The following is a 26,136-nucleotide window of genomic DNA, read 5'->3' on the forward strand; positions in this document are numbered from 1 at the left end:
CAGGTGGGCGACAGTTTAAGTGATTAGTTTTCCAACCCATATACATGCCAGATATTAGCGCCACCTCCTCTCGTGATGACCTGAAACGGTGGCTCCAGGGGATGGGGAACGAAGACTTCGAGCACTTCGTCGCGGACCTGTGGGAGCGACAGGGCTGGTCGTGTGAGGTCAGCCAGAAATCCCGCGACAAGAGCCTGGACGTCCTCGCCGAGAAAGAGCAACCCTACCACCAGCGTCACGCCATCCAGGCGAAGCGATACAAGGCCGGGAACAACGTCGGTGGGCCGAAGATTTCCGAGTACGCCAGCCTTCGGGACCAGTTCGACGCCGACGCTGCCCTGGTCGTGGCTACCAGCGGGTACACACGCGACGCTCGTGAGCGAGCCGAGACACTGAACGTGAAGCTGATTGATGGTGACGACCTCGTCGACATGATCGAGGAGCACAACGCCCACGATCTCCTCCACAGGTACGTCGGTGATCAAGCGCCCGAGCTCGAGGCCGAAGTCAACGAGGCCGACCTCGCACTACAACGGATGAACGGCTACGTCCGGATGCCACCAGGAGACGCCGACAAAATCGGTGTGGGTGAGGGCATCACAGTCACCGGTGCTGAGACAGGTAGCGTAGAAGCTCTCCAAGAAGTAATTCAGCAAGCCGACGACGTCCACGTCGACTCTAAAGGACAGGTGTTCATCGCGGATATCACCGAGTACATCCCGGCCTCCGAGGTCGCCGGTGACGCCGAGCCGCCTATTGCCGGAATGCTCGACCCTGAAGCAGAATCGATGAACTGGCGGTCGAGAACACTACTCGGCACCGTGAAGAATCTACTCTCGTAAAACCGGGCTACGCTTCACCGGTGGAGAAGTCAGCGAGCGTCGGCTCACACTCCCATTCAGGGTCTTCGACTTCAGGGACTTCGGTGACGGGGACGGTCCAGCAGCGGTCGTCTTTCATCGCCGTCGCCGGTGAGTTCAGGTACCCTTCTTCCGGAGTCTCGTTCAGCACTTTGGCCTGTCGCTTCTCGCTGGTGGGCACCACCATGATGTTCCCCGAGTTGTGCCGAGTGTAGAAGACATCAGCGTCGCCAGTGTCGTCGATATCGAAGTCGATCGCGACAGCGGTTTCGTCTGTGATGTCGTCAAGGGACGGGTGTGCTTCGACCCACGTTTTTAGCCAGGAGTTCTGCACGCCGATTCCCATGCCTGAGAGTGGTGTGAAGACTGGCGCGGGGAACGTATGGTCAAAGAAGCCATCAAACGGATCGATGTACGCGGTGCCGGCGAGCAGCACGAGCTCGAAGTGTGGTGAGAAGTCGTCGTCGAGTTCGTCCCACGCCACATCGTTGCCTGCGGGCTTGCCTTCGTAGCTGTTCGAACGATACCAGAGCGTTTGCTCGACGTCGTCCGTCCACTCCTGGAGGGACTCGTCATCGAGGTCGCGCACAGAGGTGTCGTAGGGTTCCAGTCGTTTCTTCGGGTTGATGAGGCCGTGTTCGGCCGAGAGAATCAGCCAGTTGTCGCAGTAAAGTTCGGCCCATCGGCGTTTGTACTGGAAGTGCGTGGAAGTGTAAAGGTCGGCTGCAGGGACCTCTTCGTCGGCCTTCTTGCTCCCGCAGCTGACGATGGCGAACGTCTCGATACGCCGGTTCGTCTCCGGGTCTCGGTCGAGATTCATCTTCATGCTGGCAGTTCCTCCTGATACTGTTCCCGAGCTCGACGAACCGGGTCGGAGAGTTCCGGCATCTCTCGGAACCGGCGCCGGACACCGTTTGGACACCGTAGCGCTTGGCCCTGCTCTGGCCGGAACGCGGCCGACTGCTTGAAGAAGAACGCGACGTCCTGCTGCATGCAGGCTCGTCGGATCGGCCACACCCACTCGTGGGCCATGTCTCGCCAGTCCGGTCCCGACTCGCCGCCGACGATCGTCCAGTCGAAGCCCGTCAGGTCCAGCTGGTCAGCGTCGTCGACGACCGGCCCGATCAGTGGTTCGAAGGAAACGAACAGTGTCTCGGCGCCGCACCCACGAAGCAGGTCGATGCGTTCGACAACGCGGTCGTCCTCGACGCTGGTGCCCATCCAGACATTCGGCGGCCACTGGATATCCATGTGCGCAGCGCGGCCGGGTCGTTTCGTCAGCACCTGGAAGATATGTTCCGGGTAGTTGCGCATCTCCGCGAAGATGTCCTGGATGAACGCGTCCGGCACCTCGGTGTGGAAGACGTCGCTCATCGAGTTTACGAAGATGCGCTTCGGCTCGTCGTAGCCGGCCGGGTGACCATCGCCGCCGGGCTCGAGGCGGTCGGGCTTCAAGGAGATGTTCTCCTCGGCGTTCTCTGGCGTCCAGGGCTTCTCGGTCCAGCCGTGGCGCTCGTAGGACAGCTGCTCAGCGTAGCAGTTGTCACAGCCGGCCGAGACGCGGGAGCAACCGTGAATCGGGTTCCACGTCTCGTCGGTCCAGGCGATGTTAGTGGGCACCGTCGCCCTCCTGGTCAGTGGCCGGGTAACGACTTCCGGCCTTGCGTCGCTCTTGTTCGCGCTGCTCTTCGCGGCGCTGTCGGGCCTCCTGGATCTTCGGCGGGAGCGCTGACTCCCGCCCCTTGTCCTGACTGCTCTCGTCCACTGTCAACGCGTCGACCATGGCCGATTGTAATCCACCGGCGAAGGCCTCTGCCACCGCCTCGACGGCCTCCATCATCGGCTGCAGTGCCGAAGAGATACCGTCGATCATCACCTGGACCTGCGCGTCGGCGACCGTGACGATACTGACGACGTCACCAGGAGCCGAATCGAGATGGTCTTGCGCTGCCTCCGGAACGACAATCCGGTCGTGATAAGTCGTCGGCATGACTGCCCGGATCTCAGCCATCGCGTAGTGCTCGTCAGGCGTCAGCGGCATCTCGGGATACTCTCGACGGAGCATCCAGACGTCCCCGTGTTCTTCGATTCGGTACTGTAGGGCGTCCGATCTCGGATCGATATTGAGTTCTCTGTTAGTTCCCATCGTCCGCCTCCTGTTGGCCAGTAGCCGTGTCTACTGACCGATTGTAATCCGGCTCCTCCTCGCAGAACCGTTCAACGAGTCGCCGGTCGGTTTCCTTTGCGTCCTCCGAAAGCTCGCCGTAGGGAATCCAGAGGTCTTGCCACCGTTGAAGCCGCTCCTCACTGATGTCCTCCTCCTCGGCGATGTGCTGGCTCCAGTGAGTCCACAACCTGTGGGCCAGTGCATCGAGCGGGCGGTCGTACTGTTCAATAGCGCTCATAGATCACTCATAATCTCCTTGCGACGGTCGCGTCGCTGCGCTTCCTGCTTGATCGCCTCGATACCACCGGGGTTCAGGTCGACACGCTTCGGGCCATCATCTTCGTCGACGGAGACGACACGCCGCTCGGCGAGCGCGTTGACTGCGCGACCGACGTGGGTCTTGTTGCTTGCGTCCGGCATGTCCTGGACGTCGTCGTACGTGACGGGCCCGCCGGCGTCGAGGATGGCCGCGATCGTCGCACGGATGTACTTCTCCGAGGCCGAGCTGTTGGCCTTCGCATCGTTGATCTGCTCCTGGACGACGTCGTCCTCGAGGAAGTCCTCGTAGTTGGTTGGGACCGCGGGCTGGCCAGCGTCGGCCAGCTTGGCTTCGAGCTCCTGAATCCGCTCGTCTTTCCGGTCGAGTTGCTCACGGAGCTCATCATCACGGTCGCCGGCGTCCTCGAACATGGCCTCGGCAGCCTCAGCTGTGTCGCGGAGCGCCGGCGGCGCCGACGCGAACCAGGCTTCGACCTCCCGCAGGCGCTCTTCGATCTCTTCGGCCTGCTCCACGCGGTCGCGGTAACCACTCAGTCGGTCGACCTCGTCGGTCAGCTCGTCGACCTCCGCCGCCAGATCGTCTCGCTCAGTCTGTAGCGTCTCCACCTGCTCGCGCAGCTCGTGGATCTCGGCGTTCTTCTCTTCGAGTAGTTCCTGGTCGAGAGCCTCGCCGGCGCCGCTCCCGGACCCATCCTCTTTCGCGGCGCCGATAATCGCCTCACCGATACGTTGCAGGTCCTCGGCGGCTTCGAGGTCTTCCTCCAACTCGGCGATGCGTTCGTCCTTCTCCTCCAGGCGCTCTTCCAGCTCGGTGATGCGGTCCTGTCGGCGTTCGTGCTCGTCGGAGATCTCTTCCAACTCGCCGACGAGCTCCTCGCCGATTCCCTTCAGCTCCGGCCGCTCGACATCGTCGAGGCCAGGCGTCGCGCCGGCGTCGAAGGTGTGCTTTCGCCGGAACTGTACGGTCTCGACTTCTGTGTCGGACCAGTCGGCCTGGACGAAAGCCTGGCCGTCGTTGAGGTCCTCGATGGCGTCCGCGTGCTCGCGGTCGATGACACGGGTGACGACGTCGGTGTCGTTGTTCCAGGTCAGCCGATGCCAGACAAGCAGGTCACACTGCGTGATGAAGTCCTTCTTGACGTCGGCGGGTCGCTGGCTCATCCCGAGGATACCGAGGCCGTGCTTGCGGCCTCGCTTCCCGATTTTGATGAGCATCTGTCCGACCTCGCCCGGCGAGCCCTGCTGTGGGATGTACTCGTGGATCTCTTCCACGAGCATCACGAACGGCTGCCTGAGGTCCTGCTCTCGGACGAACAGTTCACGGGCGACCTCCTTGACGAGTTCGTCGGCGACGTCTTCGTCGAGGTAGCCCGAGACGTCGAGGATGATCGGGACGCCCTTCTCCAGGGCGAGCTCGGCAAGCTTCCCCGCGTGTTCGGGTCCGACCTGAAGGTCGCACTGCTCGGTCGCGCCGACCTGTAGCAGCTCGTACTCCTCTTTCAGGCCGTAGTACTCGCCGTCGATGTCGACGATGAGCAGCGGATGCCCGCGCTCGAGGAGCTCCTCGGCCACAACGCTACCGGTGTTGGACTTTCCGCTACCACTCTTCCCGGTCACGAACGTGCGACCAGTGAGGACGTCTTCGACAGGAAGCGTGTAGTCTTCGCCCGATTCGCTCTCTCCGACCGTGATAGTATGCTTTTCAGCTTGCGTTTGACTCGGCATCTCCATCCTCCCGCGGGTCACTGATAAGCCGATATTCGCCGGTCGGCTCGTACCGGCGCTCAGCGTAGTCACCCGCCATCAATGTCTTCAGGTTGTTTCTGACCGTCTCGCGCGAGCGGTCGATATCGTCCGAGATGTGGCCGATAGTTGCGCAGGAACACGGCTGTTCAGCGAACCAGTCGAGCATCTCCGTCATCGAGTCCGTATAGTCTATGGTCACAACTTCTGGCATCTTCGCCCATGCGCATGTACGTTGCGCATCGCCAAATAGGTTTGCGTTTCGCACGGCCGTATATACAAGCCGTACCCATTTGGCAGTACGCAAAATATAAGTGCATGGCCGTTGAACATGGTAGTATGAAGCGCGGGAACTCGGCTGAGAAATCGGCCGTCGGGCGTTGGAGCGCCCCCGACCGTGCTTCGGATCAACGAAGCATGTCAACTGACGCACGCACCGGACAAAAGACGTCCGGCACGAACCGAGAGTTTCAGTTTCGAGACCAGCACGACGAACCGGCCATCATTCCGGACACGTGGGCACAGCAGGCAGTCCACGAGAGCGGCGACGGCGAGCGATTCTACGCAGTCGAAGTTCGAGTCGGCCTCCGGCTTGAGTTCACCGTTGACCACACCGGCCAGCCCATCGAGGGGCCGCACACCGACGAGCCCGGGATTCAGACGCTGTACGTCTCAGCCGACGGTGGCCGCGCGGTCGTGATCGAGTCCACGGCCGTCCGGTCGGACGCCGATGGCGTCGTTCCGCGTGAGGATTGGGCAAGCGTCCTCGTCGAGCCGGCCGCCGAGGTCGGCACTGTCAAAGCAGAACGTCGCGATGCCTACCGAGCACTGGTCCGGGAGCTCTACGAGGTCGATAACTGATGTCGCGCCGCTCGCCGACGTCGACGAAGATGCAGTCCGGGTTCACCAGCATGGCCGAGGACTTCGACGAGCCGCCGCTTCACAACAAGGTCCACGACGACATCGCCGAGGACGAGGGACTGGCGCGGTTCTGCGACGCCGCCGCGGCGGCCGAGGCCGCTGGAGAGTACCGCGGCCAGGACGACAGGCTGACCGAGGCCGCCGACGAATCTTGGGGCCGGCTGCGTTGGGCAGCCCGACAGCGCGCACTCGGCGTCGTCGCCGAAGCGTGTGCGACGGTCATCACCGATGGCGACCAGTGGGTCAAGGAAGGCCATTGGGAGCAGCAAGCAATCGACGACGCGAAACACGAGGCGCGGGAGTGGCTGCAGGTCCACACGAACGAAGCCGAGCGGACCGGAGTTCTGGAGGCGCTGTGATGGTCGAGAATCGTCACGTCCAGACTGAGGCTCGAAGCATCGCCAGCGATGCCCGGTCGACCCGCGGACTCTCTGACACTGAATCGGAGATACTGCGCGATCTGCTGAAGCAGGACGAAGCGTTCGGGGCGCTCGTCACGGCGCAGTGGAACGCAGTCCTCGTCGACGCAGACGAGCACGACATCAACGACAGCGTCGAGAAGCTGGCGAGGGACGGGGCTGGCCACCTTTCGGAAGCGATCGACGATATCATCAACACCCGAATCGAGCAGGCGAAGGCTATCGACGAGCTCGCCTCGGAGATTCAAGAGCCATGGGGCCAGGCACTGGCGCTGTTCGACGCGGGCTTCGAGACTGCCGATGACCTCGCCGGCGTCGACCAGGAAAGGCTCTACACTACTGACGGCGTAACCCGGTCCGTGGCCGCCCGGATCACGGCGAAGCCATGGGGCCAGGAGTCCGACAAATGAGGGTCGAACTTGAACCGGTCGAGGGCACGCAGATACAGCGCCTTACTGTGGTAGATGCGGGTTCGGCCAACGTCCACGTCGGTGAGGTCGTCGGTTACCGCTGCCCCGAGTGCGACCAGGCCGACGAGTCGCTTCGGCAGATTTGGCACGAAGCAGACTGTTCACTCGCAGGCGAGCACGGCCGGGCACACTACGACGAGCTCGAGCCGACGCTGGACGCTGAGGAAACAACGCCGGAGCTGCGGCCGGAACACGAAATCACGATTGTGAAATACAACGACGGATGGGTAATCGGTTTCAAGTGCGACAGTTGCCACAACGCCGACGAGACTCTCGGCGAGATCGTCCACGACGAAGTGTGTGGGCTCGCGGGCAGGCACGGCCGTGCATCCAGTACGGCTATGTCGCGCTCTTCGAACTGACGGACCGCAGTAGACAGTATATAACGTTTTGCCGAATTAAAAACCGACTTGGCCAGCAACGGCTCCCGCGGCCTTAACCAACAGAAACTGGAAAATGCCCTGTTTTTGCAGGTTCTGTTGGTTAGCGATATGACGGCCGCGCTGTCTGTCACTTTCACTTCCACTCCGGCCGCCGCTAACCGTTTTTATACCCCGTCGCCATGATTGAGCCGGGATGCACCGGATCGAGACACACGATAAAACGCAGAAGTGGCAGTGGGCCTGTCCGACGCCGAGCCGTCACCGCGACTGGCGCGTCGTCGACGGGCTCTTCGAGTGTCGCAGCTGCGGGGAGACGTTCAAGGAACTCGTCCACCTGCCGACCGGCAACCGCGTCCGGAGGGAGAACGTCGAAGTAGTCGGCGCCGAGGCAGACCACAAGGGTGCATTTGGGAGGCCGACCGTCGAATGAAAGAGGCTGACCTATTCGTCACCAGCTGTGAGCGTGCTGGCATCAAGCTCTTCGTCAAGATAAGAGATTCCTTGATCGGTGATGCCATAGAGGCCTTTGTCGACCAGAGTAAGGAGTCCATAATCGACGAGTTTACGAGCACGAATCCCAGCGTATTTGCGGCCGATGTCCAGTCGCTCGACATGGCCCTCACGGGACAGTGCAAGCGGTGTCATGTTACCATCTTCTCGGATGGTTTCCAGGATTCGGTCATCGACAGACCGCATCCAGTCAGCTGGCTGGCGAACCACATCCGATTCTCCATTGGTACTGATGTTAATCCCTCCGGTGTGCTTACAAGTTTAACCCGACGGGTTATAGAGCCTTTGTCATCGGGTAACCTCTCGTTAACCGTTGGGTAAGAACTAAGGTAAGTGGCAACTAACCTGCTGCTGGAAGCCAAGCTGGTCGCTACGCAAAAGCGGCCCGGGTGCGCCAACACCCGAAGCCTTGGCCTCCGATCCCTGCAAGGGGCGATTTCGGAAACCATGAGAAAATCAAGCTACCGGGCTTATAAACTTAAGCCGAATGAGTTTGCAGCCGACAGTACAGGCGGTCGAACCACTCCCGAGACGAGCGGCCAGTCAAAAGCGGACTCGCGTGGGGGCGCGAGCGGACAGCAGAGGACTCAGATAGCCGGCGAGGCCTCCACCAGTACCGACGGCACGCGGGCCGATAACGATACTGACCGAAGCGGCGAAGTCGAGTGCTGTCCCGAGTGCGAGGACACGCACATCTTCCGCGTGTCGGGCTCCCACATCGGTGGGCCAGCCGAGCACGACAACGCCTTCCGGTGCAAGGAGTGTTCGGCCACGTTCGACGAGCCGGCAGTCCGGCCCCACGGTAACCGTGGCGGCAACATCAGCCACGGGCTCGCTGCGCAGCTGGACGAGATGGACGCCGACGACGTCGGCCGGCCAGTGACCGACGGCGGTCCGGGCGCCGGACCGAACGGCGAGGACCTCAACACGACGCAGGCCGTCTTCCGTGCGCTGGAGGATCTCGGCGGCGAGCGCGAAGAGGCCCCGGTCGGGAACGTCATCAACCGCGTCGTCGTCAACCACGAGCGACCACTCGGAGACGTCCTCGACGAGGTCAGCCGGCTGATGGCCAACGGCGAGATCTACGCACCCTCGGCCGCGACGATCCGGCGCACCGATGCCCCGGTCGCCACGGACGGCTCCGGCGCCATCGACTCGTCGTTCGAGGACGCCGAGCAGCAGACGGTCTTCGTGGGCGACCACGTCCGAGACCTCGAGGACGACGACACGACGATGCTGGTCGTCGGCGCCCCGGCTCAGACCGCTGAAGAGTACACCATCTCCGACAGCGGGATGGAGCCTGCCGAGACGGTCGCGGACTACAACCCGGAGTACCCGGCGACAGACGACGTCATCGAAACCGTCTACGCGCAGCGCACAGACAACGCCCTCGCTACAGGTAACACGTACGCGTTCCCGCGCTCCCGGCTGGAGCTGGTCGCATCGATCCACGATGTGGACAGTGACGAGGGAGGTGAGGACGATGCGTAAGCGACCCTACGACGCCGAGAATCTTCGCCGGCTATCGAAAGGCCTGACGCGCCAGCCGCCACTCGACTGCCTCGAAACCATCGGCGGCGCGTACGTGTTCGCGCCTGCCGAGACATCGGCCGTCGACGAAGACGACGAAGTCGTCGTCAGCACCGACCAGTGGTTGGTCACCGACACGACCGTCGACGTCGAGGAGGTGCGGTGAGATGGCACCGACGAAAAAGCAGTCGTTCATCCTCGACGCCGTCCAGAAAGACGGTGTTGCTGTGGTCGTTGATAACGACGATATCGCTGCATCACGCGACCTGTCTGATGATAAAACGGAGCTGAGCGACGTTCTTGACCTCGCTGACAAGCACGGTCTCGACGTCACTAACGTCGTTACGGATATGCAAAAGGGCGAGACTCGTGTCGTCTTCTCGGGAGGTGAGTCGGCGTGAGCACTGCAGACGCCGACACGGCCCGAGACGAGCTCGACCCCGACGACTTCGTCGGCAACGAACTGCTCGACGCCCACGACGAGACCGGGCACCCGGCGCTGATCCGCGTGCTGAACCACCACGGCAATTGGGCCGAGAGCGTCCCCTCTCACGAGGACATCCGCCGAACGCTCGACATCTGCGACGACGTCGTTGCTCGCTGGCCGTCTACCGACGCCCACGGCAGTGCGATACTCGTGACGGCCACCATCCACGTGGGCAGCTACAAGCGCAAGCTCGAGGCCGGCCGCGACGGCGACGGCGGCAAGATCGTCACCGGTCGCACTATCGAGGAACTGGTCGACCTGCGCGGCCTTCCGGAGCTGGTCGCGCTCGACGACGTCGCCGAACACTTCGATGGAGGTGCGTCAGAGTGAGCCTCCCCGAGCGCTTCACCGTCGCATCCTCGGACCGGCAGCGACAGTCCACGCCGAAAATGTCGGTGTACTCCACCGGTGGCGGCCACCTCAACGCAGCAGCAGTGCGCCAGCTGTGGGACGGCGACGTCGAGGCCTTCATCATCGGAAGCGACCCCGAGTCCTGTGAGATCGCGTTCGTTGAGGCCGACCCCGAGCACGACCGCAGTTACGCGTTCAGCAGCGACGAGAACGGCGCCGGTGGCGACGTGACCATCGCGCCGGCGCTGAAAGAACTCGGCATCGACAAGGACGATATCGAGGAGACGCAGCGTTTCGACCTGGAGCAGGACGGCGACGTCGTCCTGGCTGATATCTCGGCGTTGCTCGAGCAGACCGGCGATGAGAGCGTCAGTGATGATGACGTCGAAGACGACTCGGAATATGTTACCGAGGACGAAGTTCAGGAGACAGTCAGGGAAGGAATTGAAGAGGCAAATCGGCAGGCAAACAGACGTAGGGGCCAGCCAGCAGATGAGGGACAGTCGTCAGAAGGCGACGAATCCGAGAAGTCCGAGAAAGAAACGAACGACGCTACCGACTCGGTGGAGAGCGAAGTCGATATCGACGATGACCTGGAGCGTGACCAGAAGGTCCGCCAGTGGCTGGATTCGCAGCTGGAGACTGGCCAGACGCTGGAAACGGACGCCACGACCATCGCGGAAGCTATCGACGAGGACGGCCGCGGTATCCCGCCGTCACTGAAGCGCCTCGACGGCTACGTCGTGGAGTCCGAACAACGCGACCCGCCGACCCCGAACCTGTGGCGGATCCACCGTGAAGAGGAGGACGGCGAGGACGCCGACGACCTCGTCCTGGAAGACGTCGAACGAGCGTCGAAAGACGAGGCTCGGTTCTGGTGTGGCCGCTGCGGGAAGGGGCCGTTCCAGACCGACGGTCAGGTTGAGGGACACCACAACCGCAACGGTCACCAGGGTGACTACGTTGTGCGGGCTGTCCAGCCGACCGACAACGAACTCCTGGACGAGCCCGGGTCACCAGACACCGGTGACGGGCCCCTAAAGGAGCGCCTCATCGAGATGCTCGATTTGGAGACGCCCGAATCCCGCTGGTTCAAGACCGCCGACTTCGCCATCGGCCTGGACGAGCGCGGCAACGACGTCCAGGAGGTCCTCGAGGAGCTCACGCCAGAGGACGGCTACCGCGTCGAACGGCACGACCGTCTCTGGTGTATCGACCCTGTCGACACGGGAGGCGATGCGTGATGCCACGAGCAGTCAAGTGCCCGGCCTGCGGCCACATGAGCGACGTCATCTTCCGCTGCGCGGAGTGCGGTCACGACCTTGTGGAGGAAGAGCCGTCAACGGCCGGGGAGGTCCTCCGATGACCTTCTCGGCTATCGTGAGTGCGGACACGCTCCAGTCGGCTCTCGACTCAGTGAGCGTCCTGGTGGACGAGTGTAAGATCCACCTCGAACCCGAGGGCCTGGAGATCCGGGCGGTCGACCCGGCAAATGTCGGCATGGTCGACCTGGAGCTCGCCGCTTCGGGCTTCGAATCGTACGAAGCTGACGGCGGTCTCATCGGCCTCAACCTCACGATGTTTAAGAAGGTCATCGGGATGGCCGACAGTAGCCAGTTGATCCACCTCGAACTGAACGAGCAGATACGGAAGCTGGACATCAGGTTCGGCGAGGTTGACTATACGCTGGCACTTATCAACCCACAGTCGATCCGCCAGGAGCCCGACATCCCGAGTCTGGATGCACCAGTCACACTGACGGCGACCGGTAAGCAGCTGGACCGTGGCGTCACGGCTGCCGACCTGATTAGCGACCACGTCGTTCTGGAGACGACTGCCGACCACGAGCTCGTCATTGATGCAGAGGGCGACACCGACGACGTTCAGGTCACTTTCGACGAAGACGACCTCGTCGACGGGAGAATCAACGAGTCGGTCTCGTCACTGTTCTCGCTGGACTACGTCACCTCGATAGTCGGGGTGATGGACGCCGACCACGAGGTCGAGGTCCGTCTGGACGATGAGATGCCTTTTCGGATGTCTTACGACCACTCCGACGGTGCCGCCTCGGTGACCTACACCCTTTCACCGCGAATCGGAGGAGGTGACTGAGCGTGGTTCCGAACTTCGGCGAACCCGAAGCGGACTGGACCGACGAGTACGACTGGACCCGCTACCGCGGCTCGCAACCGTACCCGTGTCCTGGCGGGTGGGTCCTCGATATCATCGAAGGCGACGGTGGGATGTGGTACCTCTACGCCGAAATCGGCGAGGATCACGAGACAGACAGCGACGTCCACGACGCCTTCGAGCCAGACTACGAGGCGTACAACGACGCCCGCGAAGAGACGGCGTTCCTCAGCTCGAAGATCGTCGAGGACAACCTCGCCGAGCGGACGTCCACGACCGAGTACGAGATGAAGGTGGCCGGCGAGGTCGTCTTCCGACGGGTCGAACCAGACCGCGACGACCTCTGGTCGGCAGTCGCCGAGGCACTACAGGCCTACTGCGATGGCGAGAGCCTCGAGGACATCGCGCCGTCGACAGGCGAGCTGCCCGAGGACCTCAAGAAAGAACAGGAGACCGAGCAGCGGAAGGCCGAGAACAAAGGGCTCGGTGAGTTCGATGACTGACGGCGAGAAGATCGGCGTCGGGAAGGTGTACGAATCGAACGGCTCGAAGTACATCTACCTCAAGCGCGCCGCCGTCGAGGCGATCGAGGCCGAACCGGGCGAAGAGGTCGACGTGATCGCGGCCGACGGTCACCTGAAGGTCGTCCCGCAGCACGGCGAGGTCTCGGTGACCGTCCCGTGCATGTACTGCGAGCTCCCCATCCAGCGAGAAGAGATCGCACAACACCACGCTGACAAGCACCCGGGGAAGCGGTACGACCCGGCGTGGTACGTCGACGACCAGGAGGTGGCCGATGCGTAGTGCCGCCCGTGGTGCCCGCCGGCGAGTCGCCCAAGATGCTGCCTCGAGCGGACGGTCGTTGGCCGGCGTCGGGAACCAAGGCCGGTGTCCGCACGGTCGGGAGGACTGCCGGAACGGCGCCGGCGACACCGACGTCCCATGCTTCGACTGCGTCTTCGGAGGTGACGACAGTGGCGAGTAGCGAACAGCAGCATGGCATCGTCGGGAGTTGTGAGGACTGCGACGGTCAGATGGTCGAAGTGTCGAAGTTCATCCACGATGGCACCGGCACGCTGACACTGAAGTGTCAGGGGTGCGGTGCGAAAGGGAGAATCGACTACGCTGTCGGAGAAGAGCAGCCCTGGAAGGATCCGTCAGTCCAGGAGGGCGTGGTCGATGCGACTGTCAAGCAGATCCACTGGATCGACTGTCCGAGATGTGACGGTCACAAAATGATAGAGGACCCGCTGTGCGACCTGCGCCGAGCGATGAACGGGCGCGAGCACCCGTGTCCAAGATGCGATTTCACCGGGAAAATTCCGCGGGTCGTCGAGACCGACGGCGGGAACGGCGTTGACGACTACCGCTTCGGTCGTCTGCGGTTCGCACTCGGAAAGTTCACCGCGGCCGCCATCTGCCGCCCTCAGAGGTGGATCGGCCGGCGCCGCCACGACAATCACTGCGACAAGTGCGGAGACTGGTGCGGAAATATCGCGATGGAGAAGATGGACTTCCCGTTTGACACCGGCCTCGACGGCGTCTCTGACCGCTCGAAGGTGGAGAACATCCTCGGGATGTTCAGTGCCGATTACCGTCGGTTCTGCCTCTCTTGTGGTCACGAAGCTGAACAGGCAGGTGATGGCGATGACTGACCTCACCTACCACGTCGCTCGTGCTGTCCGTCGTGTCGAGCAGTTCGGTGAGGATCCGCGAATGGCAGTCGCTACGGGCGCCGCTGGCCTGGACAGGGAGCACCGCAAGCTCATCCTGGAACGTGTTCGTGAGCAAGCCACCCGTACGGTTACCGACGGCGGTGACCGTGACGGCCCCAACGTCGACGGCGACCTCCTCGACGACCTGGAGGAACTGCTGCTCGATCATGTCGGCAGCGACAACAAAATCACGTCGGGCGAAGTCGCCGACGAGCTGGACATCGACGATTCGGAAGCGAACCCGAAGACGCGGGAGGCTATCCGCATCCTCCTGGAAGAACGCCAGTTCCCGGTCATCGGCAGCTCCCACGGCTACCACGTTCCCGAGTCTCGTGAACAGGTAGACGAACAGGTCGAGTCGCTCCAGTCTCGGGCGGCGTCGATACAGGAACGCTCGCAGCTGATCAAGGAGGCGTGGGAACAGCGCGGACCGGCTCCAGGAGCTGGTGAGTCATGACTGTCCAGAGCGCGTCAGACGTGCGGACAGATGTGGCGATGCCACAAACCCTTATTACAGCACAGACTGAAGCGTGGAAGCAAGAAGCACAGGCACAGCTCAGAACGAAACTGAGGAAGAATCCTCACCCAACCGAGCGCCGACCAGCCAAGTCTTACGCTCGGGCGGGTGTCCGTACAGGGTTCTTCTTCGGACGACGTATTAAGCGTTTGGCCTTCAGCAGCGGCTGCGCTATTCGTCGCGGCGTCTTCGGGCGCCGGTGTGACACTACGCAGAACCAGATGAGAGCACACACGGAAAGAGAACCCACGAACGGAGACTGCGAAACCGCAGTCACGAGTACCGACGAAAAACTGTTTTTTTCGCGGCGGGAGCACACTACTGAGTCTGCACCCCTACACGAGAACAGTAAAAACACCATACAGCGGCGCGGTAGCGTTGCTGTATGCAACCGCGGAGCGGGTGGGGTGGCGTGCCACCCCACCCACCCAACCCACCGGACCGGTGGAAGTGGTGTAGGTGGGCTTACACCCGCCCCACTGGTCCGGTGGGGCGGGTGGTCGTGGAGGTGTCCCACGTGAGCTCCCGCACCCGTCTCGACTGGCTCGTGTTCGACAGGATCTGGACGAACCTCCAGAACTACGTCGAGTACGAGTACGGTCAAATCGACGGCTACCTATCCCGAGCGGTGGAAACGGCGATGCGCGAAGCCATCGACGAACACCGTTACTCTCCGGTAGAGGAGAAGGTCCGGACGCTCGTCGATGCCGTCGACGCGAAAAAAACTGGTGAGGACAGTTCGTCTTTCGACCCCACCGAGTACTGCGGGAAGACGAGAGCAACGGTCTACGTAGACAAGTCGCTCCTCGCTCGGTTCAAGGAGTACGCCGACAACTCGCAGTACAGTTACGGCGTAAAGCTCTCGCAGACGCTGCTCTACCACCTGGAAGGTGGGCGACCGGGCTCACTCGCTGGTCAGCTGGACCGTGCCATCGAGGAGATCGAACGTGAGCAGGACGACTCGATGACGACGGCGGAGAAGATAGCCGACCGTCTCGACGAGGAGTTCCGACTGAACGATTTCCTCGAGGCCGCCGAGGCTTCGGGCGTCGGTACCGACAAGTACGCTCTGGAGCAGTACCTGCCGAAGGTCCTCGACGAGCTGGACGTCTACCCGCACCCCGTCAAAACGGAGCTGTTCGTGCCGGCGGACTCGGCGACGATTCCCGAGACGCCAGACCCGGGGACGCTCCCGTACCAGGCGATGGACGACGCCGACAAGCGACTCGCGCTGAAGGCGGCGGCACTCCGGAAGGTCGGCGAGACCTCGTGGGGGACAATGGCGAAGTTCTCGGCAAACGACGCCGTCGACGCCCTCGGCGGTCGCCCACGGCACAGCACGGTCCGTCCGCTGCTCGAGGACATCGCTCTCGACTCGGACGGCTTCGTCTACGATGACGACATCCCGGGCCTGCGCGTTGATCGTGCCGACGCGGTCCGGGCGGACTACGACAACGAGGCCGCACTGGCTATCGTCGGCTGGCTCGACGAGGATCCATCTGACGCCGAACCGGCCGACGACACGGATGAGTGGATCACGGAAGCAGCCGACGCCACTGCTGAATCGTTCGACGAAGGCGGCGAGGACTTGGCTCAGCTTCCAGACCATGTCGTCGATAACGTCGTCACGAACAGAATCGCATACGCCCGCTACTCGGACGAGGTTGACGAGGTCGAGGGGCCATCGGACGATGTCCTGGAGCGTATCACTGACCGCGAACGCGAGCTCGTGAAAGACGAACTCGGCTGTTCTGAAGACACAAGCCGTTCGTTCGATGCTGAACTCTCCAGCTTTGCGGCCAGTAGCATCGACGCGGGGCAGAGTTGGGAGGAGGCCGGAATCGGAATAGGACAGCAGGAGGCTGGTGCAGATGACTGAGCAACATACGGACGGGATGTGGTCGCCGTGATGGACCCGGAACAGTCTGTTCGCATCAAGTACGTTAGTGACGAGCAAATCGAAGCGAGAGCGACTGGCGGTGTGGTTCCGAGAACCGGCGAGAAGATCTGTCTCGTGTCCGACGCCGAACCACCGGGCGTCTTCAATCGGGATTGGTATCACGTCGAGGATGTCTGGTGGACTGTCCACGCTGACTCGGCTGAGCGGAAGCCTGACGTTGTCGAAGTTCGGCTGGTTCCAGCGGATCCAGACGAAAATGACCGTCCTGTAGACACGGATATAGAAGATGGCAAGAACATATGACGGGGCAGAGCCCCCACCGTGCCCTGAGTGCGGCACAGAGCTGTACGTCGGTCGGAGCAAAGCCGACAACAAGGACTGGACCTGCCAGTCGTGCGGGAGGGTCTGGAGTGAGTGAGTCGCTCCCGGAAGAGCTGGCAGACGCCACGCCGGCGACGAAACTCGTCTATCGTGAGCTGTGCTTCGCCGAAGAAGCGCTGACCTACGACGATCTGGTCGCCCGGACAGAGCTCGGTCGCAGCACTGTCCGACGGGCGACGACTCGCCTCCAGGAGGACGGCCTCGCCGAGCGCCGGTGGCACTCGCCCCAAACTGTCTGCTATCTGTCACAGGGTGGTCAGACTGACCGGCAAAACCGAGGTTGATGGTCCTTGCACAGTCATGTTGACGAAAGGGACACTCGGCCAGTTGGTGGCTCGCCGTTGACAGCGGCGGGCCGAGTAGCCCTGCGTCTTCTCACCTATGTCCACAACCCAACAGCCAGAGACAACCACGTACACGTGTACTCGGGACGGCTGCGAGACTGATGTGGAAGAGCACGACCTCGTTCACGGGTCGTACTGTTCCCAACAGTGCTACGACAAGCACCGCGGTACGAAGCAGCTGCGGAACATCAAGCACGACCACCGCTGGTGTCACGGGTGCTTCCGTCGGCTCAAAGACATCGAACGCCCCGGAGACAGCAAGTCCGTCGTAATCGGGCCGGTTGACCACGACTCGGTCGCCGATACCGCCCGGGACGTCCTCGTCGGATTCCAACATCTCACCGAGCACGCCCGCCACGGCGAGAAGACAGGCCGCGGTGTCGTCCAAAACAACGACGTCGGCAAGAGTGAACCGAGGAGCCTGGTCCTCGTTGATGACTCCGATGTCGTCAAACACGAGCCGACGAGTCCCGCCAGCGACCGAGCTCCAGCGCCGGCGGACACGCTCGTCCTGACCGGAACAATCTGCGAGTGCGGCACGACCGATCATCGCGACGACTACCTCCGGTCGGAACAGGTCACGTCAGTCCGGGAGGCGACTAAGCGCCTCTGCCGGGCACTCCTGTTCACGGGCCGCGAAGGGCAGCACGACAAGCAGTTCGACGTCCGTGTTCTGGCTCGCACTCTGAAAGAGTCCCTTGAGGAGACGGGCGAGTACGATTGGGAGCTCGCGGTCGGTCGTTCGATCAAACCGTCCTGACAACGTCATCATGGCTACGTCCACCAGTCCGCCCCGAGAGCCCTCGGCGTACCGACCGACGAACCACTTCGGCGAACGGTTCAACGACAGGTACGACGACGACCGTCCACCGCGACACCTCGATGGCGATATCGTCTCGGGCTGCATCGAGGACGGCGCCGCAACGTCGCAGGGTGGCGGAACCGTCTGGTTTCGAGAGACCTTCGCCGGCGCCACGTACCGGCTGGTCGTCAACGTCGACGAGGGCACGGTGCTCACGGGCTACCCGATCTCGATCAACACGGTCGCCGCCCGAAACTCGGGTCGGTGGACGTCGGACCAGATCGAGGACATCCGGAAGTTCATCGCGACGGATCCACGGAGTGACTGACCATGGCCAGACACGACTACGACCTTCCAGCAGACTACGAGCAACGAATCGAAGACGGGACGATGAGCGAGTGGTACACGCAGGAGCGAACCAAGCGGCAGGCCCTCCAGCAGGACACGAACTTCGAGGAGGAGTTCCTCGGGCTTCGTGAGAAACTGGAGCGGCTCATCGAGGCCGCCAGCGAGACTGTCGAGATTCGCCGGTGATGATACTCCCGATGACCCACTGAGCGGTAGGCGAGGGACGGCCGACGCTGGCCGCGATATCGGCACACGAGCGGCTGCATCTCGGGACACCCACCGACGTCGATCGTGTGAACTCAGCATCCTCTGCTTCAGCATCAAATCACGCAGCCGCATCTGTCGCCACTGGTAGGCGTCGCGATGCTCTATGGGCCTCGGGTAACGGGGTACGGGCCGCTCCGGCGTGTCGGGGTTCGATTCCCCGACGGCGACGTTCAGGGACGCCATGAATGAATTTGAGAAAACGCGCCAAGGCCGTTGCAGGCCTGCTGGCAGTAATCGTGCTGTTGGGGCTGATCGCCGCCGACACCATGGACGCGTCGATCACGCTGACACTCGAAGACAAGATCCTGCTGCTATCGCTCATCGCCAGCTTGCTCGGTCTGGACAAACTGGCCGACGCCTTTCCGGTTCCCGGAGTGACGCAATCCCCGGAGGAACGTGATGATTCCGAGTAGCGAGCTCGTCGATACGCTCGGCCTGGTTGCCGGCTCGATTTGGGTGCTGGCAGCGCTGTACTTCCAGATGATTCGGCCCGAGCATATCGACTTTCAGTACACCATCGGGCTGTTCCTGGTCGGCGCCAGCATCATCATGGGCTCGAGCGCGATTGCGCTGTCGACTCGGCCACAGCTGGTCCAGGCGTTGGGGCTGGTCGCCAACGCGGTCTTCCTCGGCCTCGGCGTCGCCGTCTGGTACTGGTTCGACACTCACGACATGCGTCCAGAGACCCCGACCTAACGACTGATGACGGTGTTCCGCCGCCGGTCCGACGGCTTGCCGCGCCCGCCGGACCGACGCCGGTTCGTCCCATCCTGCAGCTCACCTGAGCATCGTACTGCCAGACACCCTCCCCACTACCCACATCAACTATGAGCAAGAAGACTCGCGGAGCCCGTGACGCCGTCATGGGCCTGATGATCGCACTCGCATCGTTCGCATACCAGCAGTTCGTGAATGGCAACACCGAGGTCGCGGCCGTAACGGCGGTCGTCGTCGTCCTCCTGTTCGGTGTCTTCCGCGAAGCCGACGCTCGGACCATCGAGTACTTCGCTGGCCCCGACGCTGAGGAGTTGAAGCCACTCCTCCGTCGCCTCGGCCGGTGGCTCCGGCGCATCATCGTCCGGTACAGAGCCCGATGACTGACGACCTCGACGAGGACGACGTCCGCGCAGCGCTGTCGGCCGTCGAGTCCGAGGCCGCCGACCACGGCGGGGACTACCGCGCCGGGATGCGTAACGCTCGGTCCATCCTGGAGTCGGAACTGCTCGGATGAGCCGCAAGACTGTCACCTTCCCCAAGGACGTCTTCGACCGACTCGATGGCCTCAAACACGACGACGAGTCGTGGCCTGAGTTCGGTGAGCGCGTCGCTGACGTCCTCGAAGCGCAAGACGGCGACGTGAACACGGAAACGAACACGGTGGTGGTCGAGAACGTCGAAGAAATCGCTCGCGCTTCTGCTGGTGAAGTCGAGAACCGCATGACGAGACGCTGAACACGGTGTGAACACACATGGGATACAAAACTGAGTGCGAGAACTGTGGAGACCTCGTCGATGAGCCGTTCCTGATGGGGCAGTTCCACGAGGACGAGTTCCTCTCGAACGAGCTCGGGGACCGGCTGAAGGAAGCCGGCTACGACCTCACCGACACCATCACGTTCTGCGACGAGTGCACGTTCAAGATACTCGTTCGAGCCTGACATGACCGAAGACCAGGACGACCGGGACGCTCGGGAGCAAGCTCGACGCGAGTACTGGAAGCGTCGGTCGGCGAAGGGCTGGCGCTGCCCGAGCTGCCGTCGCTCCCGCAGCGAGGTCGACCGCGTCGACGTTCACCACCGCGACGGGAACCCGAACAACAACGACCCCGACAACCTGGTCGCGCTCTGCCGGCGCTGTCACCTCTCCGGTCGCCACGACCGCGACGTCGACCAGGAGGCCCTCGCCCCGCCACAACCCCGCTACACATCCCCGCCTTCGCCGCGGAACCTCGGTCCCGGCCCGTGAACATCCTGATGACGCTTTTGATACGCCGAACAACCCCATGACCAACAACATCCACCCGGATGCACCGACCGATAGCGACGGCCACCCGGTCCATCCCGAGAAGGGTCACCGTATCTGTGGCCGGGGGAAGTCCGACCGGACCACGCCGACCGACCACGGTCGGGAGCGAGACGATATCCCGTTCTGCACACTCACCGCCGGGTGGGGCGTCGACGGGAAGGACACCGGCGCTTGCGACCACCACGGTGGCTCAGGTGGCGCTCCACCCGGCGAGGACAACGGGAACTACAAGCACGGTGCCTACTCGGAGCACTTCCAGTCCGACCTCTCCGACCGAGAGCAGGAAGCGTACGACGACCTCGTCAAGGCTTTCGATGACCAGGAGCGAGCGAAGCAGGTCGTCGACGAGCTGACCGCCGAGGCCCTCCTGAAGTACAAGCGCTCGGGGGACCACCGCTTCCTCCGCGAAGCCCGACAGCTCATGTCCGAGTTCAACATCGCCGACGCGACTGACCACCTGGACGTCGACGGCGTCGATGGGATGCTGATGAAGGACCTCCGGGAGGCTCACGATGAGTAGCTCGGCCGATGGAGGGCAGCGGACAGTGCGGCCGCGGCGGCCGAGTCACTACGCCGAGCGAGCAAAGGCGGGGGACGAGACGTGGCTCGAGGACTGTGTCCAAGAAATCGTTGGGCTCCAGGTGTCCGACGCGCAGCGAACCATCTGCCGATCGGTCGCCGGGCAGAAGAAAACGATTGTGCAGACCGCGAACGGCCTCGGGAAATCCTACATTCTGGCAGCTATCGTCAACGCATGGCTGTACGCGCTCTACCCGGCGACGGTCCTGACGACGTCCGGGACCGAGAAGAAAATGAAGCGGACGTTCTGCAAGCCGGTCGAGAACCTCCACGACTCCGCGCTTGACGGCGCCGGCCTCCCCGGCGACTACAAGCACCGGCCCGAGCGCATCGACTTTCCTGACGACCCCGAGCACTGGTTCGAGGCAACGTCTCCACAAGACGCCGGCGAACTCGAAGGGGTCCACTCGAAGTATCATCTTTCCATCATCGAGGAGGCCGACAAGGACGACGTCGATGCGAAGACGCTGGACTCGATGGACTCGCTCGTGACTGACGAACGCGACCGGATGATCGTCATCGCCAACCCTCCAGAAGACGAGACAAACATCGTCGCCGACCTGCTTGACAAGCCGACCTGGAACGAGGTCACCTTTTCATCGTTCGCATCGCACAACGTCCAGGTCGAGCTCGGCGAAGCCGACGGCGAGCAGATCGACGGCCTCGCCACGCTCTGGAAGATCAAGGAGGACTGGCAGGAGTTCAACGAGGAGCCGTGGCCTGGCGTCGACGAGGCGCTGCGGATGTCCGACCCCGATTCACCGGAGTTCCGGAAGGACCTCGACAAGCGGTGGTACCGACGCCGCGCCGGCGTGATCCCGCCGGAGGGGGCAAGCGCTCACCGCCCCATCGAGAAGGACGCCGTCGACGCGGCGTGGGAGCGGGAGACGACGTCCACCCGAGTCACCCCCCACGGGACCGGTATCGACGTCGCACGGAGTGGCGACAACACCGTCGTCGTCTCCGCCCACGCGAATCAGCTGAAGGTGCACTACTCGGAGACTGGCACTGACCACCCCACGCAAGAAGCCCGGATTCGCCGTGGGACCGACTCGTTCCCCGGCCTCGACGAGTGGCCGGATCACCCGGTGGCTATCGACGCCGTCGGCGAGGGCTCCGGGCTGGCAGACGATATCGTCCAGGCCTACCCCAAGGCGTCCCGGTTCGATGCAGGTGCCACTGCCAACGAGGAGCAGGAGTACAAAAACTGCTGGACCGAGGGACTGGCTGTCCTCGGCCAGTGGATCGAGAACGGGGGCGTCATCAACGACCGGAAGCTCCGTGAAGAGCTCCTGGTCGCCGCCCGCGTCGTGGAGTACGAGGAGAACTTCTACGCCAGCCGTGGGACGGAGGTCCTCAAGGCTTCGCCGAAAGCCGTGATCAAAGAGGTCCTCGGCCGCTCGCCTGACCACCTCGACGGTGCGCTGATGGCAGTGTTCGCCAGCGAGGGCAAGCGAGCGGGCTCGAAGGCATCCGGAACCGGAGTTTGGGGGACATAACACATGAGCGACAACACTACCGACGACGAGGCGTACGAGCTGACAGCTGAAGACCTGGCCGGCATCCAGCTCCGCACGATGCTCGCCGATAGCCTCGGCAAGCAGTACGGCGGTGACCGTGACCTGTACGACGCCTTCGGCTGGATCAAAGACCCGGACATCGAGGACTTCTATGCGATGTACCTCCGGAACCCGTACGGGCGGGCCGTGGTCGACATGCCGGCAGCGACCACGTGGCGGGACGGCCCCGATCTCTCCGATGAGGAAGCGAGCGGTGCCGACGAGTCCACGGAGTTCGAGGACGACGTCGCGACGTTCGTCGAGGAGCAGCGCGCATGGCACTACTGCAAGCGCGCCGACAAGCTGGCTGGCATCGGCGAGTTCGGCCTCCTGGTCATCGGCTTCGCTGACGGGAAGGACCTCGTCCAACCCGTTGACGAGGCAAAGCTCGACGGCGACCCGGAGAAGGACGTCGACTGGCTACGCCCGTTCAGTCAGAAGAGCGTGGACACACTCCGGACCGGCGACGCGACGTCCGGTCGGTGGGGTGAACCGATCTACTACAAGCTCGACCTCGGCGACGAGGACGACCAAACCGCCGAGGCCAGCACACAGGTGTGGGTTCACCACTCTCGTGTTGTCCACATCGCCGAGAACCTGCTCGATGACGAGGTTCGAGGAACGCCCCGGCAAGAGCCAGTCCTGAACCCACTGTTCGATATCGAGAAGACGATGGGGGCAGCTGCTGAGATGGCCTACCGCGGCGCCGACTACGGCCTGGCGGTGAACGTCGACAAGGACTACGACCTCCAGGACGGCGGCGAGAAGATGGAGAAGGAGATGCAGAACTTCATCCACGGGTTCTCGAAGACGTTGCAGCTGGAGGCCGCCGACGTCGAGCAGATCGGTGGCAACGATATCGACCCGACGCCCATCATCAACCCGGAGATCGAAGCACTCTCGGCCTACACTGGCATCCCGCAGTCGGTCCTGAAAGGGAACGAGACTGGTGAGCGAGCGACGAGCGAGGACCTCAAGGAGTGGTACGGGAAGATCACCGAGCGCCGGACGCAGTTCGCTGGTCCGACCATCGTCCGAGAGCTCATCGACCGACTACGCAAGTTCGACGTCGTCGCAGACCCGTCGGGCGACGGCTACGAACTCGACTGGCCGGCGCTTGCCGAACAGTCCGAGCTGGACGAGTCCGAAGTGATGGTCAACCGCGCACAGATCATCAAGTTCGTCCAGTCGATGCTGGCCGAGTACGGGACTGCTGAGGTGACGGAGTTCATCGAAGACGGCGAGTTCCCCGAGGTCGAGGCGGCCGGCGCTGTTCCCGAGCTCGACGAAGACGACGAGGAGGTCGAGGCGTACTTCCAGGAGCGCGTCGCCGAGTCGTCGGGGACCCCGGCGGGAGCTGATGACTGATGTCTGCGTGCGGCCACGATCACCACGAACTGGTCGCCAACGAGAAGCAGGACCTCACGAAGACGACGACGCTGCACCGTCGGGAGTTCGCACCGGCAGTCCGCAAGCGCTTCCGCCTCCTGAAGGGGCTGATACGGAAGACAGTCGGTTACACGTACGACGCACTCCGGCTCACCGCAGCGGAACCAAAGCGCCAGTTCGTGTTCGAGACTCGGGCCGAAGCAGTCGACCAGTTCCAGCAGTGGCTTGAGGACGCAGTCGACGAAGACGTCCTCGAAGTCATCGAACGCGAACGTATCCGGAACGGCGTCCACTACACGGCTCGGTACGTCCGGGCCGCCTACGGCAAGGGCCTCCGGCATGCTGGCGACCGCCTCGAGGACGCCGGCTTCGAGATCGGCGACCAGGCTGTGTCGGCGATGTTCAACATGCCGGTCCACGAGCGCGAACTGGAGACGATCTACACCAGGGCGTACGACAACCTGGACTGGATCACTCAGCAGATGCAGCAGAGCATCCGCTCGGAGCTGACCGAAGCGCTGGTCAAAGGGGAGAACCCCCGGAAGGTCGCCGGCCGCCTCACCGACGAGGTGGACGTCGGCATCAGCCAGGCAGAGACCTTCTCCAGGACGGAGATATCGAACGCGCACAACACGGCGTCGGCGAAACGCTACGAGGACGCCGGCGTCGACGAGGTCGTCATCCTGACGTCGGACCCGTGCACGGTCTGCGAGGCGCTCGCTGCGGGCGGGCCGTACCCGGTGGATGAGGCGGCGTCACTGATACCTGGTCGGACGCACCCGAACTGCGTCTGCACCATCGCACCGAACGTGTGAACACAGGCCGATGACCGTGGCGACGGCGCTCTCGTGAGCGCTCGAGCGCGAGGCCCTGGACTTCTGTTGCAACGATGACTGACGACAACGACATTCGCGTCCCTGTCCGGTACTTCAACCTCCAGGCGGGGACCAACGACGACTTCGATCCAGACGACGGTCCGTGGACGTTCAACGGCATCGCCGTCGGCATCGGAGACATCCTCCACATGGAGGACGGGACGCCCGTCCTCATGACCGAGGAGGAGCTCCGGAGGGCAGCGGCCACACAGGCCGGCGAGCCTGTGACGGCCGACCATCCCACCGACGAGTCGACTGGCCGACCGAAGTACCCGCCTGACACGGACGAGACCTTCGGCAAAGTGCCGAAGGCCGACTTCATCGAGGGCAAGGGCGTCGGCTACGAGATGACGGTCCACGACGAGGAGCTGGCACGCGGGCTGTACGCCGGCTCCTACGAGGTGTCGGTGCACCCTCGCTTCGGCGCTGAAGAGCGCGACCCTGCAACGGGCGCCCTCATCGCCGAGAACATCGAGTTCCTCGACCTCTCGGTCGTCTCGAAGGGCGACTCACCGTCGAACACGGTGAATTGGGGGGCATCGCAGGAGCTCGCGGCGTGGGCTCACGACAACGACATCTCGTCGGAGCTGACGGCGGGCGATGACGACGTCGATCTCGACATCGACGACGACAGCGCGAAGACGCTTCTTTCGAAGGCGGCCTCGATGGTCGGCCTCGATCTGGATCGATTCACAGTACAGGCAGACGACGAACCGGCGGAATCCGGCTCGGACTCAACCACAGACATGGACAACGGAAAGATCGAAACGCTCGTCGACGAGCACGATTTCAGCGAAGAGTCTCTGGAGGCGATGGAGGAAGACGACCTCGACCGACTCCACGAGAGCCTCGTCGACGGCGACGGCAAGCAGCAGAACCAGGGCGGGAACAACGACGACAGCAACACGGTCGAGGTCGACCTCGGTGACCACGACTCGTTCGACGACTACATCGACAGCCGTGTCGAGGACCAGGTGGCAGCGAGCAAGGCGGAAATCGAGACGGCGGAGATGGTCGAGGAGATCATCGCGCACTCCGACGACTTCGAGGAGGACGACCGCGAGGACCTCATGGCCTCGTCCGAGTCCGTGCTCGAGCAGCTGCACGACCAGGCGACGACGACGTCGGCTGCACAGCTGCCCGGGTCGGTCGGTCGCCAGAGCGCGGTCGCCGGCGCCGGCGGGA

At 63.0% G+C, this 26,136-nt stretch carries 41 protein-coding genes; 34 read left to right on the forward strand and 7 right to left on the reverse strand.

Features of this window, described 5'->3' with window-relative positions; all coding sequences use genetic code 11:
• Nucleotides 1–101: 101 nt before the first annotated feature.
• On the forward strand, nucleotides 102–842 hold the full coding sequence (locus NDI86_RS21645; RefSeq protein ID WP_310902358.1) for a restriction endonuclease: 741 nt from the start codon (nucleotides 102–104) through the stop codon (nucleotides 840–842).
• Nucleotides 843–849: 7 nt separating this feature from the next.
• On the opposite strand, the gene NDI86_RS21650 is transcribed toward NDI86_RS21645, so the two are convergent.
• The 6 genes from NDI86_RS21650 to NDI86_RS21675 are packed head-to-tail and all read right to left on the reverse strand — an operon-like array spanning nucleotide 850 to nucleotide 5,263.
• On the reverse strand, nucleotides 850–1,686 hold the full coding sequence (locus NDI86_RS21650; protein WP_310902359.1) for a DUF6884 domain-containing protein: 837 nt from the start codon (nucleotides 1,684–1,686) through the stop codon (nucleotides 850–852).
• Entirely contained in the window at nucleotides 1,683–2,480 is a 798-nt protein-coding gene (locus tag NDI86_RS21655; RefSeq protein WP_310902360.1) for a DUF5131 family protein, read from the reverse strand. The genes NDI86_RS21650 and NDI86_RS21655 overlap by 4 nt, the downstream gene beginning before the upstream one ends.
• Nucleotides 2,470–3,006 (reverse strand): hypothetical protein, encoded by a 537-nt coding sequence (locus NDI86_RS21660; protein WP_310902361.1) that lies wholly within the window; start codon nucleotides 3,004–3,006, stop codon nucleotides 2,470–2,472. Before NDI86_RS21660 ends, NDI86_RS21655 begins: the two co-directional genes overlap by 11 nt.
• On the reverse strand, nucleotides 2,996–3,265 hold the full coding sequence (locus tag NDI86_RS21665) for a hypothetical protein (protein ID WP_310902362.1): 270 nt from the start codon (nucleotides 3,263–3,265) through the stop codon (nucleotides 2,996–2,998). The genes NDI86_RS21660 and NDI86_RS21665 overlap by 11 nt, the downstream gene beginning before the upstream one ends.
• The gene (locus tag NDI86_RS21670) at nucleotides 3,262–5,031 is read right to left on the reverse strand and encodes an ATP-binding protein (RefSeq protein WP_310902363.1); all 1,770 of its coding nucleotides are present in this window, start codon (nucleotides 5,029–5,031) and stop codon (nucleotides 3,262–3,264) included. Before NDI86_RS21670 ends, NDI86_RS21665 begins: the two co-directional genes overlap by 4 nt.
• Entirely contained in the window at nucleotides 5,009–5,263 is a 255-nt protein-coding gene (locus tag NDI86_RS21675) for a hypothetical protein (RefSeq protein ID WP_310902364.1), read from the reverse strand. Before NDI86_RS21675 ends, NDI86_RS21670 begins: the two co-directional genes overlap by 23 nt.
• Nucleotides 5,264–5,388: 125 nt before the next feature.
• On the opposite strand from NDI86_RS21675, the gene NDI86_RS21680 reads away from it, so the two are divergent.
• The 5 genes from NDI86_RS21680 (at nucleotide 5,389) to NDI86_RS21700 (ending at nucleotide 7,672) form a co-directional block, all read left to right on the forward strand.
• Nucleotides 5,389–5,910 carry a hypothetical protein gene (locus NDI86_RS21680; RefSeq protein WP_310902365.1) on the forward strand — a complete coding sequence of 174 codons (522 nt, stop codon included), beginning with the start codon at nucleotides 5,389–5,391 and terminating at the stop codon, nucleotides 5,908–5,910.
• A complete protein-coding gene (locus tag NDI86_RS21685) occupies nucleotides 5,910–6,329 on the forward strand; it encodes a hypothetical protein (RefSeq protein WP_310902366.1) in 420 nt (139 codons plus the stop codon). The genes NDI86_RS21680 and NDI86_RS21685 overlap by 1 nt, the downstream gene beginning before the upstream one ends.
• Nucleotides 6,329–6,799, forward strand: coding sequence for a hypothetical protein (locus NDI86_RS21690; protein WP_310902367.1), 471 nt, complete (start codon nucleotides 6,329–6,331; stop codon nucleotides 6,797–6,799). Before NDI86_RS21685 ends, NDI86_RS21690 begins: the two co-directional genes overlap by 1 nt.
• A complete protein-coding gene (locus NDI86_RS21695) occupies nucleotides 6,796–7,221 on the forward strand; it encodes a hypothetical protein (RefSeq protein ID WP_310902368.1) in 426 nt (141 codons plus the stop codon). The genes NDI86_RS21690 and NDI86_RS21695 overlap by 4 nt, the downstream gene beginning before the upstream one ends.
• 214 nt (nucleotides 7,222–7,435) lie before the next feature.
• Entirely contained in the window at nucleotides 7,436–7,672 is a 237-nt protein-coding gene (locus NDI86_RS21700) for a hypothetical protein (protein WP_310902369.1), read from the forward strand.
• Between the two features lie 11 nt (nucleotides 7,673–7,683).
• On the opposite strand, the gene NDI86_RS21705 is transcribed toward NDI86_RS21700, so the two are convergent.
• The gene (locus NDI86_RS21705) at nucleotides 7,684–7,962 is read right to left on the reverse strand and encodes a hypothetical protein (RefSeq protein WP_310902370.1); all 279 of its coding nucleotides are present in this window, start codon (nucleotides 7,960–7,962) and stop codon (nucleotides 7,684–7,686) included.
• A gap of 492 nt (nucleotides 7,963–8,454) precedes the next feature.
• Between NDI86_RS21705 and NDI86_RS21710 the strand changes: the two genes are divergently transcribed.
• From NDI86_RS21710 to NDI86_RS21845, 28 genes are all read left to right on the forward strand, one after another.
• Nucleotides 8,455–9,243, forward strand: a complete 789-nt coding sequence (locus NDI86_RS21710; RefSeq protein ID WP_310902371.1) for a hypothetical protein — start codon at nucleotides 8,455–8,457, stop codon at nucleotides 9,241–9,243.
• Nucleotides 9,236–9,448 (forward strand): hypothetical protein, encoded by a 213-nt coding sequence (locus NDI86_RS21715; RefSeq protein ID WP_310902372.1) that lies wholly within the window; start codon nucleotides 9,236–9,238, stop codon nucleotides 9,446–9,448. The genes NDI86_RS21710 and NDI86_RS21715 overlap by 8 nt, the downstream gene beginning before the upstream one ends.
• Nucleotide 9,449: 1 nt before the next feature.
• Nucleotides 9,450–9,683 (forward strand): hypothetical protein, encoded by a 234-nt coding sequence (locus tag NDI86_RS21720; RefSeq protein WP_310902373.1) that lies wholly within the window; start codon nucleotides 9,450–9,452, stop codon nucleotides 9,681–9,683.
• Complete coding sequence (locus tag NDI86_RS21725; RefSeq protein ID WP_310902374.1) at nucleotides 9,680–10,099, forward strand: hypothetical protein; 420 nt, start codon at nucleotides 9,680–9,682, stop codon at nucleotides 10,097–10,099. Before NDI86_RS21720 ends, NDI86_RS21725 begins: the two co-directional genes overlap by 4 nt.
• Nucleotides 10,096–11,364 (forward strand): hypothetical protein, encoded by a 1,269-nt coding sequence (locus tag NDI86_RS21730; protein WP_310902375.1) that lies wholly within the window; start codon nucleotides 10,096–10,098, stop codon nucleotides 11,362–11,364. Before NDI86_RS21725 ends, NDI86_RS21730 begins: the two co-directional genes overlap by 4 nt.
• 118 nt (nucleotides 11,365–11,482) lie before the next feature.
• A complete protein-coding gene (locus tag NDI86_RS21735) occupies nucleotides 11,483–12,232 on the forward strand; it encodes a DNA polymerase sliding clamp (protein WP_310902376.1) in 750 nt (249 codons plus the stop codon).
• A 2-nt stretch (nucleotides 12,233–12,234) separates the two neighbouring features.
• On the forward strand, nucleotides 12,235–12,753 hold the full coding sequence (locus NDI86_RS21740) for a hypothetical protein (RefSeq protein WP_310902377.1): 519 nt from the start codon (nucleotides 12,235–12,237) through the stop codon (nucleotides 12,751–12,753).
• Nucleotides 12,746–13,054 carry a hypothetical protein gene (locus NDI86_RS21745; protein WP_310902378.1) on the forward strand — a complete coding sequence of 103 codons (309 nt, stop codon included), beginning with the start codon at nucleotides 12,746–12,748 and terminating at the stop codon, nucleotides 13,052–13,054. The genes NDI86_RS21740 and NDI86_RS21745 overlap by 8 nt, the downstream gene beginning before the upstream one ends.
• A gap of 170 nt (nucleotides 13,055–13,224) precedes the next feature.
• A complete protein-coding gene (locus NDI86_RS21750) occupies nucleotides 13,225–13,905 on the forward strand; it encodes a hypothetical protein (RefSeq protein WP_310902379.1) in 681 nt (226 codons plus the stop codon).
• Complete coding sequence (locus NDI86_RS21755) at nucleotides 13,898–14,422, forward strand: hypothetical protein (RefSeq protein WP_310902380.1); 525 nt, start codon at nucleotides 13,898–13,900, stop codon at nucleotides 14,420–14,422. Before NDI86_RS21750 ends, NDI86_RS21755 begins: the two co-directional genes overlap by 8 nt.
• Before the next feature lie 577 nt (nucleotides 14,423–14,999).
• Complete coding sequence (locus tag NDI86_RS21760; protein WP_310902381.1) at nucleotides 15,000–16,361, forward strand: hypothetical protein; 1,362 nt, start codon at nucleotides 15,000–15,002, stop codon at nucleotides 16,359–16,361.
• A gap of 30 nt (nucleotides 16,362–16,391) precedes the next feature.
• Nucleotides 16,392–16,685 (forward strand): hypothetical protein, encoded by a 294-nt coding sequence (locus NDI86_RS21765; RefSeq protein ID WP_310902382.1) that lies wholly within the window; start codon nucleotides 16,392–16,394, stop codon nucleotides 16,683–16,685.
• A 107-nt stretch (nucleotides 16,686–16,792) separates the two neighbouring features.
• Nucleotides 16,793–17,047: a helix-turn-helix domain-containing protein gene (locus tag NDI86_RS21770; protein ID WP_310902383.1), complete on the forward strand. Its 255-nt coding sequence runs from the start codon at nucleotides 16,793–16,795 to the stop codon at nucleotides 17,045–17,047.
• A 163-nt stretch (nucleotides 17,048–17,210) separates the two neighbouring features.
• A complete protein-coding gene (locus tag NDI86_RS21775; RefSeq protein WP_310902384.1) occupies nucleotides 17,211–17,867 on the forward strand; it encodes a hypothetical protein in 657 nt (218 codons plus the stop codon).
• Between the two features lie 10 nt (nucleotides 17,868–17,877).
• Entirely contained in the window at nucleotides 17,878–18,237 is a 360-nt protein-coding gene (locus NDI86_RS21780) for a hypothetical protein (protein ID WP_310902385.1), read from the forward strand.
• A 2-nt stretch (nucleotides 18,238–18,239) separates the two neighbouring features.
• Nucleotides 18,240–18,443 (forward strand): hypothetical protein, encoded by a 204-nt coding sequence (locus NDI86_RS21785; RefSeq protein ID WP_310902386.1) that lies wholly within the window; start codon nucleotides 18,240–18,242, stop codon nucleotides 18,441–18,443.
• A 266-nt stretch (nucleotides 18,444–18,709) separates the two neighbouring features.
• Nucleotides 18,710–18,937 (forward strand): hypothetical protein, encoded by a 228-nt coding sequence (locus NDI86_RS21790; RefSeq protein ID WP_310902387.1) that lies wholly within the window; start codon nucleotides 18,710–18,712, stop codon nucleotides 18,935–18,937.
• On the forward strand, nucleotides 18,924–19,220 hold the full coding sequence (locus NDI86_RS21795; RefSeq protein WP_310902388.1) for a hypothetical protein: 297 nt from the start codon (nucleotides 18,924–18,926) through the stop codon (nucleotides 19,218–19,220). The genes NDI86_RS21790 and NDI86_RS21795 overlap by 14 nt, the downstream gene beginning before the upstream one ends.
• A gap of 131 nt (nucleotides 19,221–19,351) precedes the next feature.
• Nucleotides 19,352–19,621: a hypothetical protein gene (locus NDI86_RS21800; RefSeq protein WP_310902389.1), complete on the forward strand. Its 270-nt coding sequence runs from the start codon at nucleotides 19,352–19,354 to the stop codon at nucleotides 19,619–19,621.
• Nucleotides 19,618–19,755 (forward strand): hypothetical protein, encoded by a 138-nt coding sequence (locus tag NDI86_RS21805; protein WP_310902390.1) that lies wholly within the window; start codon nucleotides 19,618–19,620, stop codon nucleotides 19,753–19,755. Before NDI86_RS21800 ends, NDI86_RS21805 begins: the two co-directional genes overlap by 4 nt.
• The gene (locus NDI86_RS21810) at nucleotides 19,752–19,976 is read left to right on the forward strand and encodes a DUF7557 family protein (RefSeq protein ID WP_310902391.1); all 225 of its coding nucleotides are present in this window, start codon (nucleotides 19,752–19,754) and stop codon (nucleotides 19,974–19,976) included. The genes NDI86_RS21805 and NDI86_RS21810 overlap by 4 nt, the downstream gene beginning before the upstream one ends.
• A gap of 17 nt (nucleotides 19,977–19,993) precedes the next feature.
• Entirely contained in the window at nucleotides 19,994–20,182 is a 189-nt protein-coding gene (locus NDI86_RS21815) for a hypothetical protein (RefSeq protein ID WP_310902392.1), read from the forward strand.
• A 1-nt stretch (nucleotide 20,183) separates the two neighbouring features.
• Complete coding sequence (locus tag NDI86_RS21820) at nucleotides 20,184–20,489, forward strand: HNH endonuclease (RefSeq protein WP_310902393.1); 306 nt, start codon at nucleotides 20,184–20,186, stop codon at nucleotides 20,487–20,489.
• A gap of 37 nt (nucleotides 20,490–20,526) precedes the next feature.
• Nucleotides 20,527–21,069, forward strand: a complete 543-nt coding sequence (locus NDI86_RS21825) for an ATP synthase subunit B family protein (protein ID WP_310902394.1) — start codon at nucleotides 20,527–20,529, stop codon at nucleotides 21,067–21,069.
• Complete coding sequence (locus NDI86_RS21830) at nucleotides 21,062–22,627, forward strand: hypothetical protein (protein WP_310902395.1); 1,566 nt, start codon at nucleotides 21,062–21,064, stop codon at nucleotides 22,625–22,627. Before NDI86_RS21825 ends, NDI86_RS21830 begins: the two co-directional genes overlap by 8 nt.
• A gap of 3 nt (nucleotides 22,628–22,630) precedes the next feature.
• Nucleotides 22,631–24,055: an anti-CBASS protein Acb1 family protein gene (locus NDI86_RS21835; RefSeq protein ID WP_310902396.1), complete on the forward strand. Its 1,425-nt coding sequence runs from the start codon at nucleotides 22,631–22,633 to the stop codon at nucleotides 24,053–24,055.
• On the forward strand, nucleotides 24,055–24,891 hold the full coding sequence (locus NDI86_RS21840; RefSeq protein WP_310902397.1) for a minor capsid protein: 837 nt from the start codon (nucleotides 24,055–24,057) through the stop codon (nucleotides 24,889–24,891). The genes NDI86_RS21835 and NDI86_RS21840 overlap by 1 nt, the downstream gene beginning before the upstream one ends.
• A gap of 74 nt (nucleotides 24,892–24,965) precedes the next feature.
• Nucleotides 24,966–26,136: hypothetical protein (locus tag NDI86_RS21845; protein ID WP_310902398.1), on the forward strand; the 1,171-nt coding region annotated here is incomplete at its 3' end.

The organism is Haloarcula onubensis, from assembly GCF_031624605.1.
Lineage (GTDB): Archaea > Halobacteriota > Halobacteria > Halobacteriales > Haloarculaceae > Haloarcula > Haloarcula onubensis.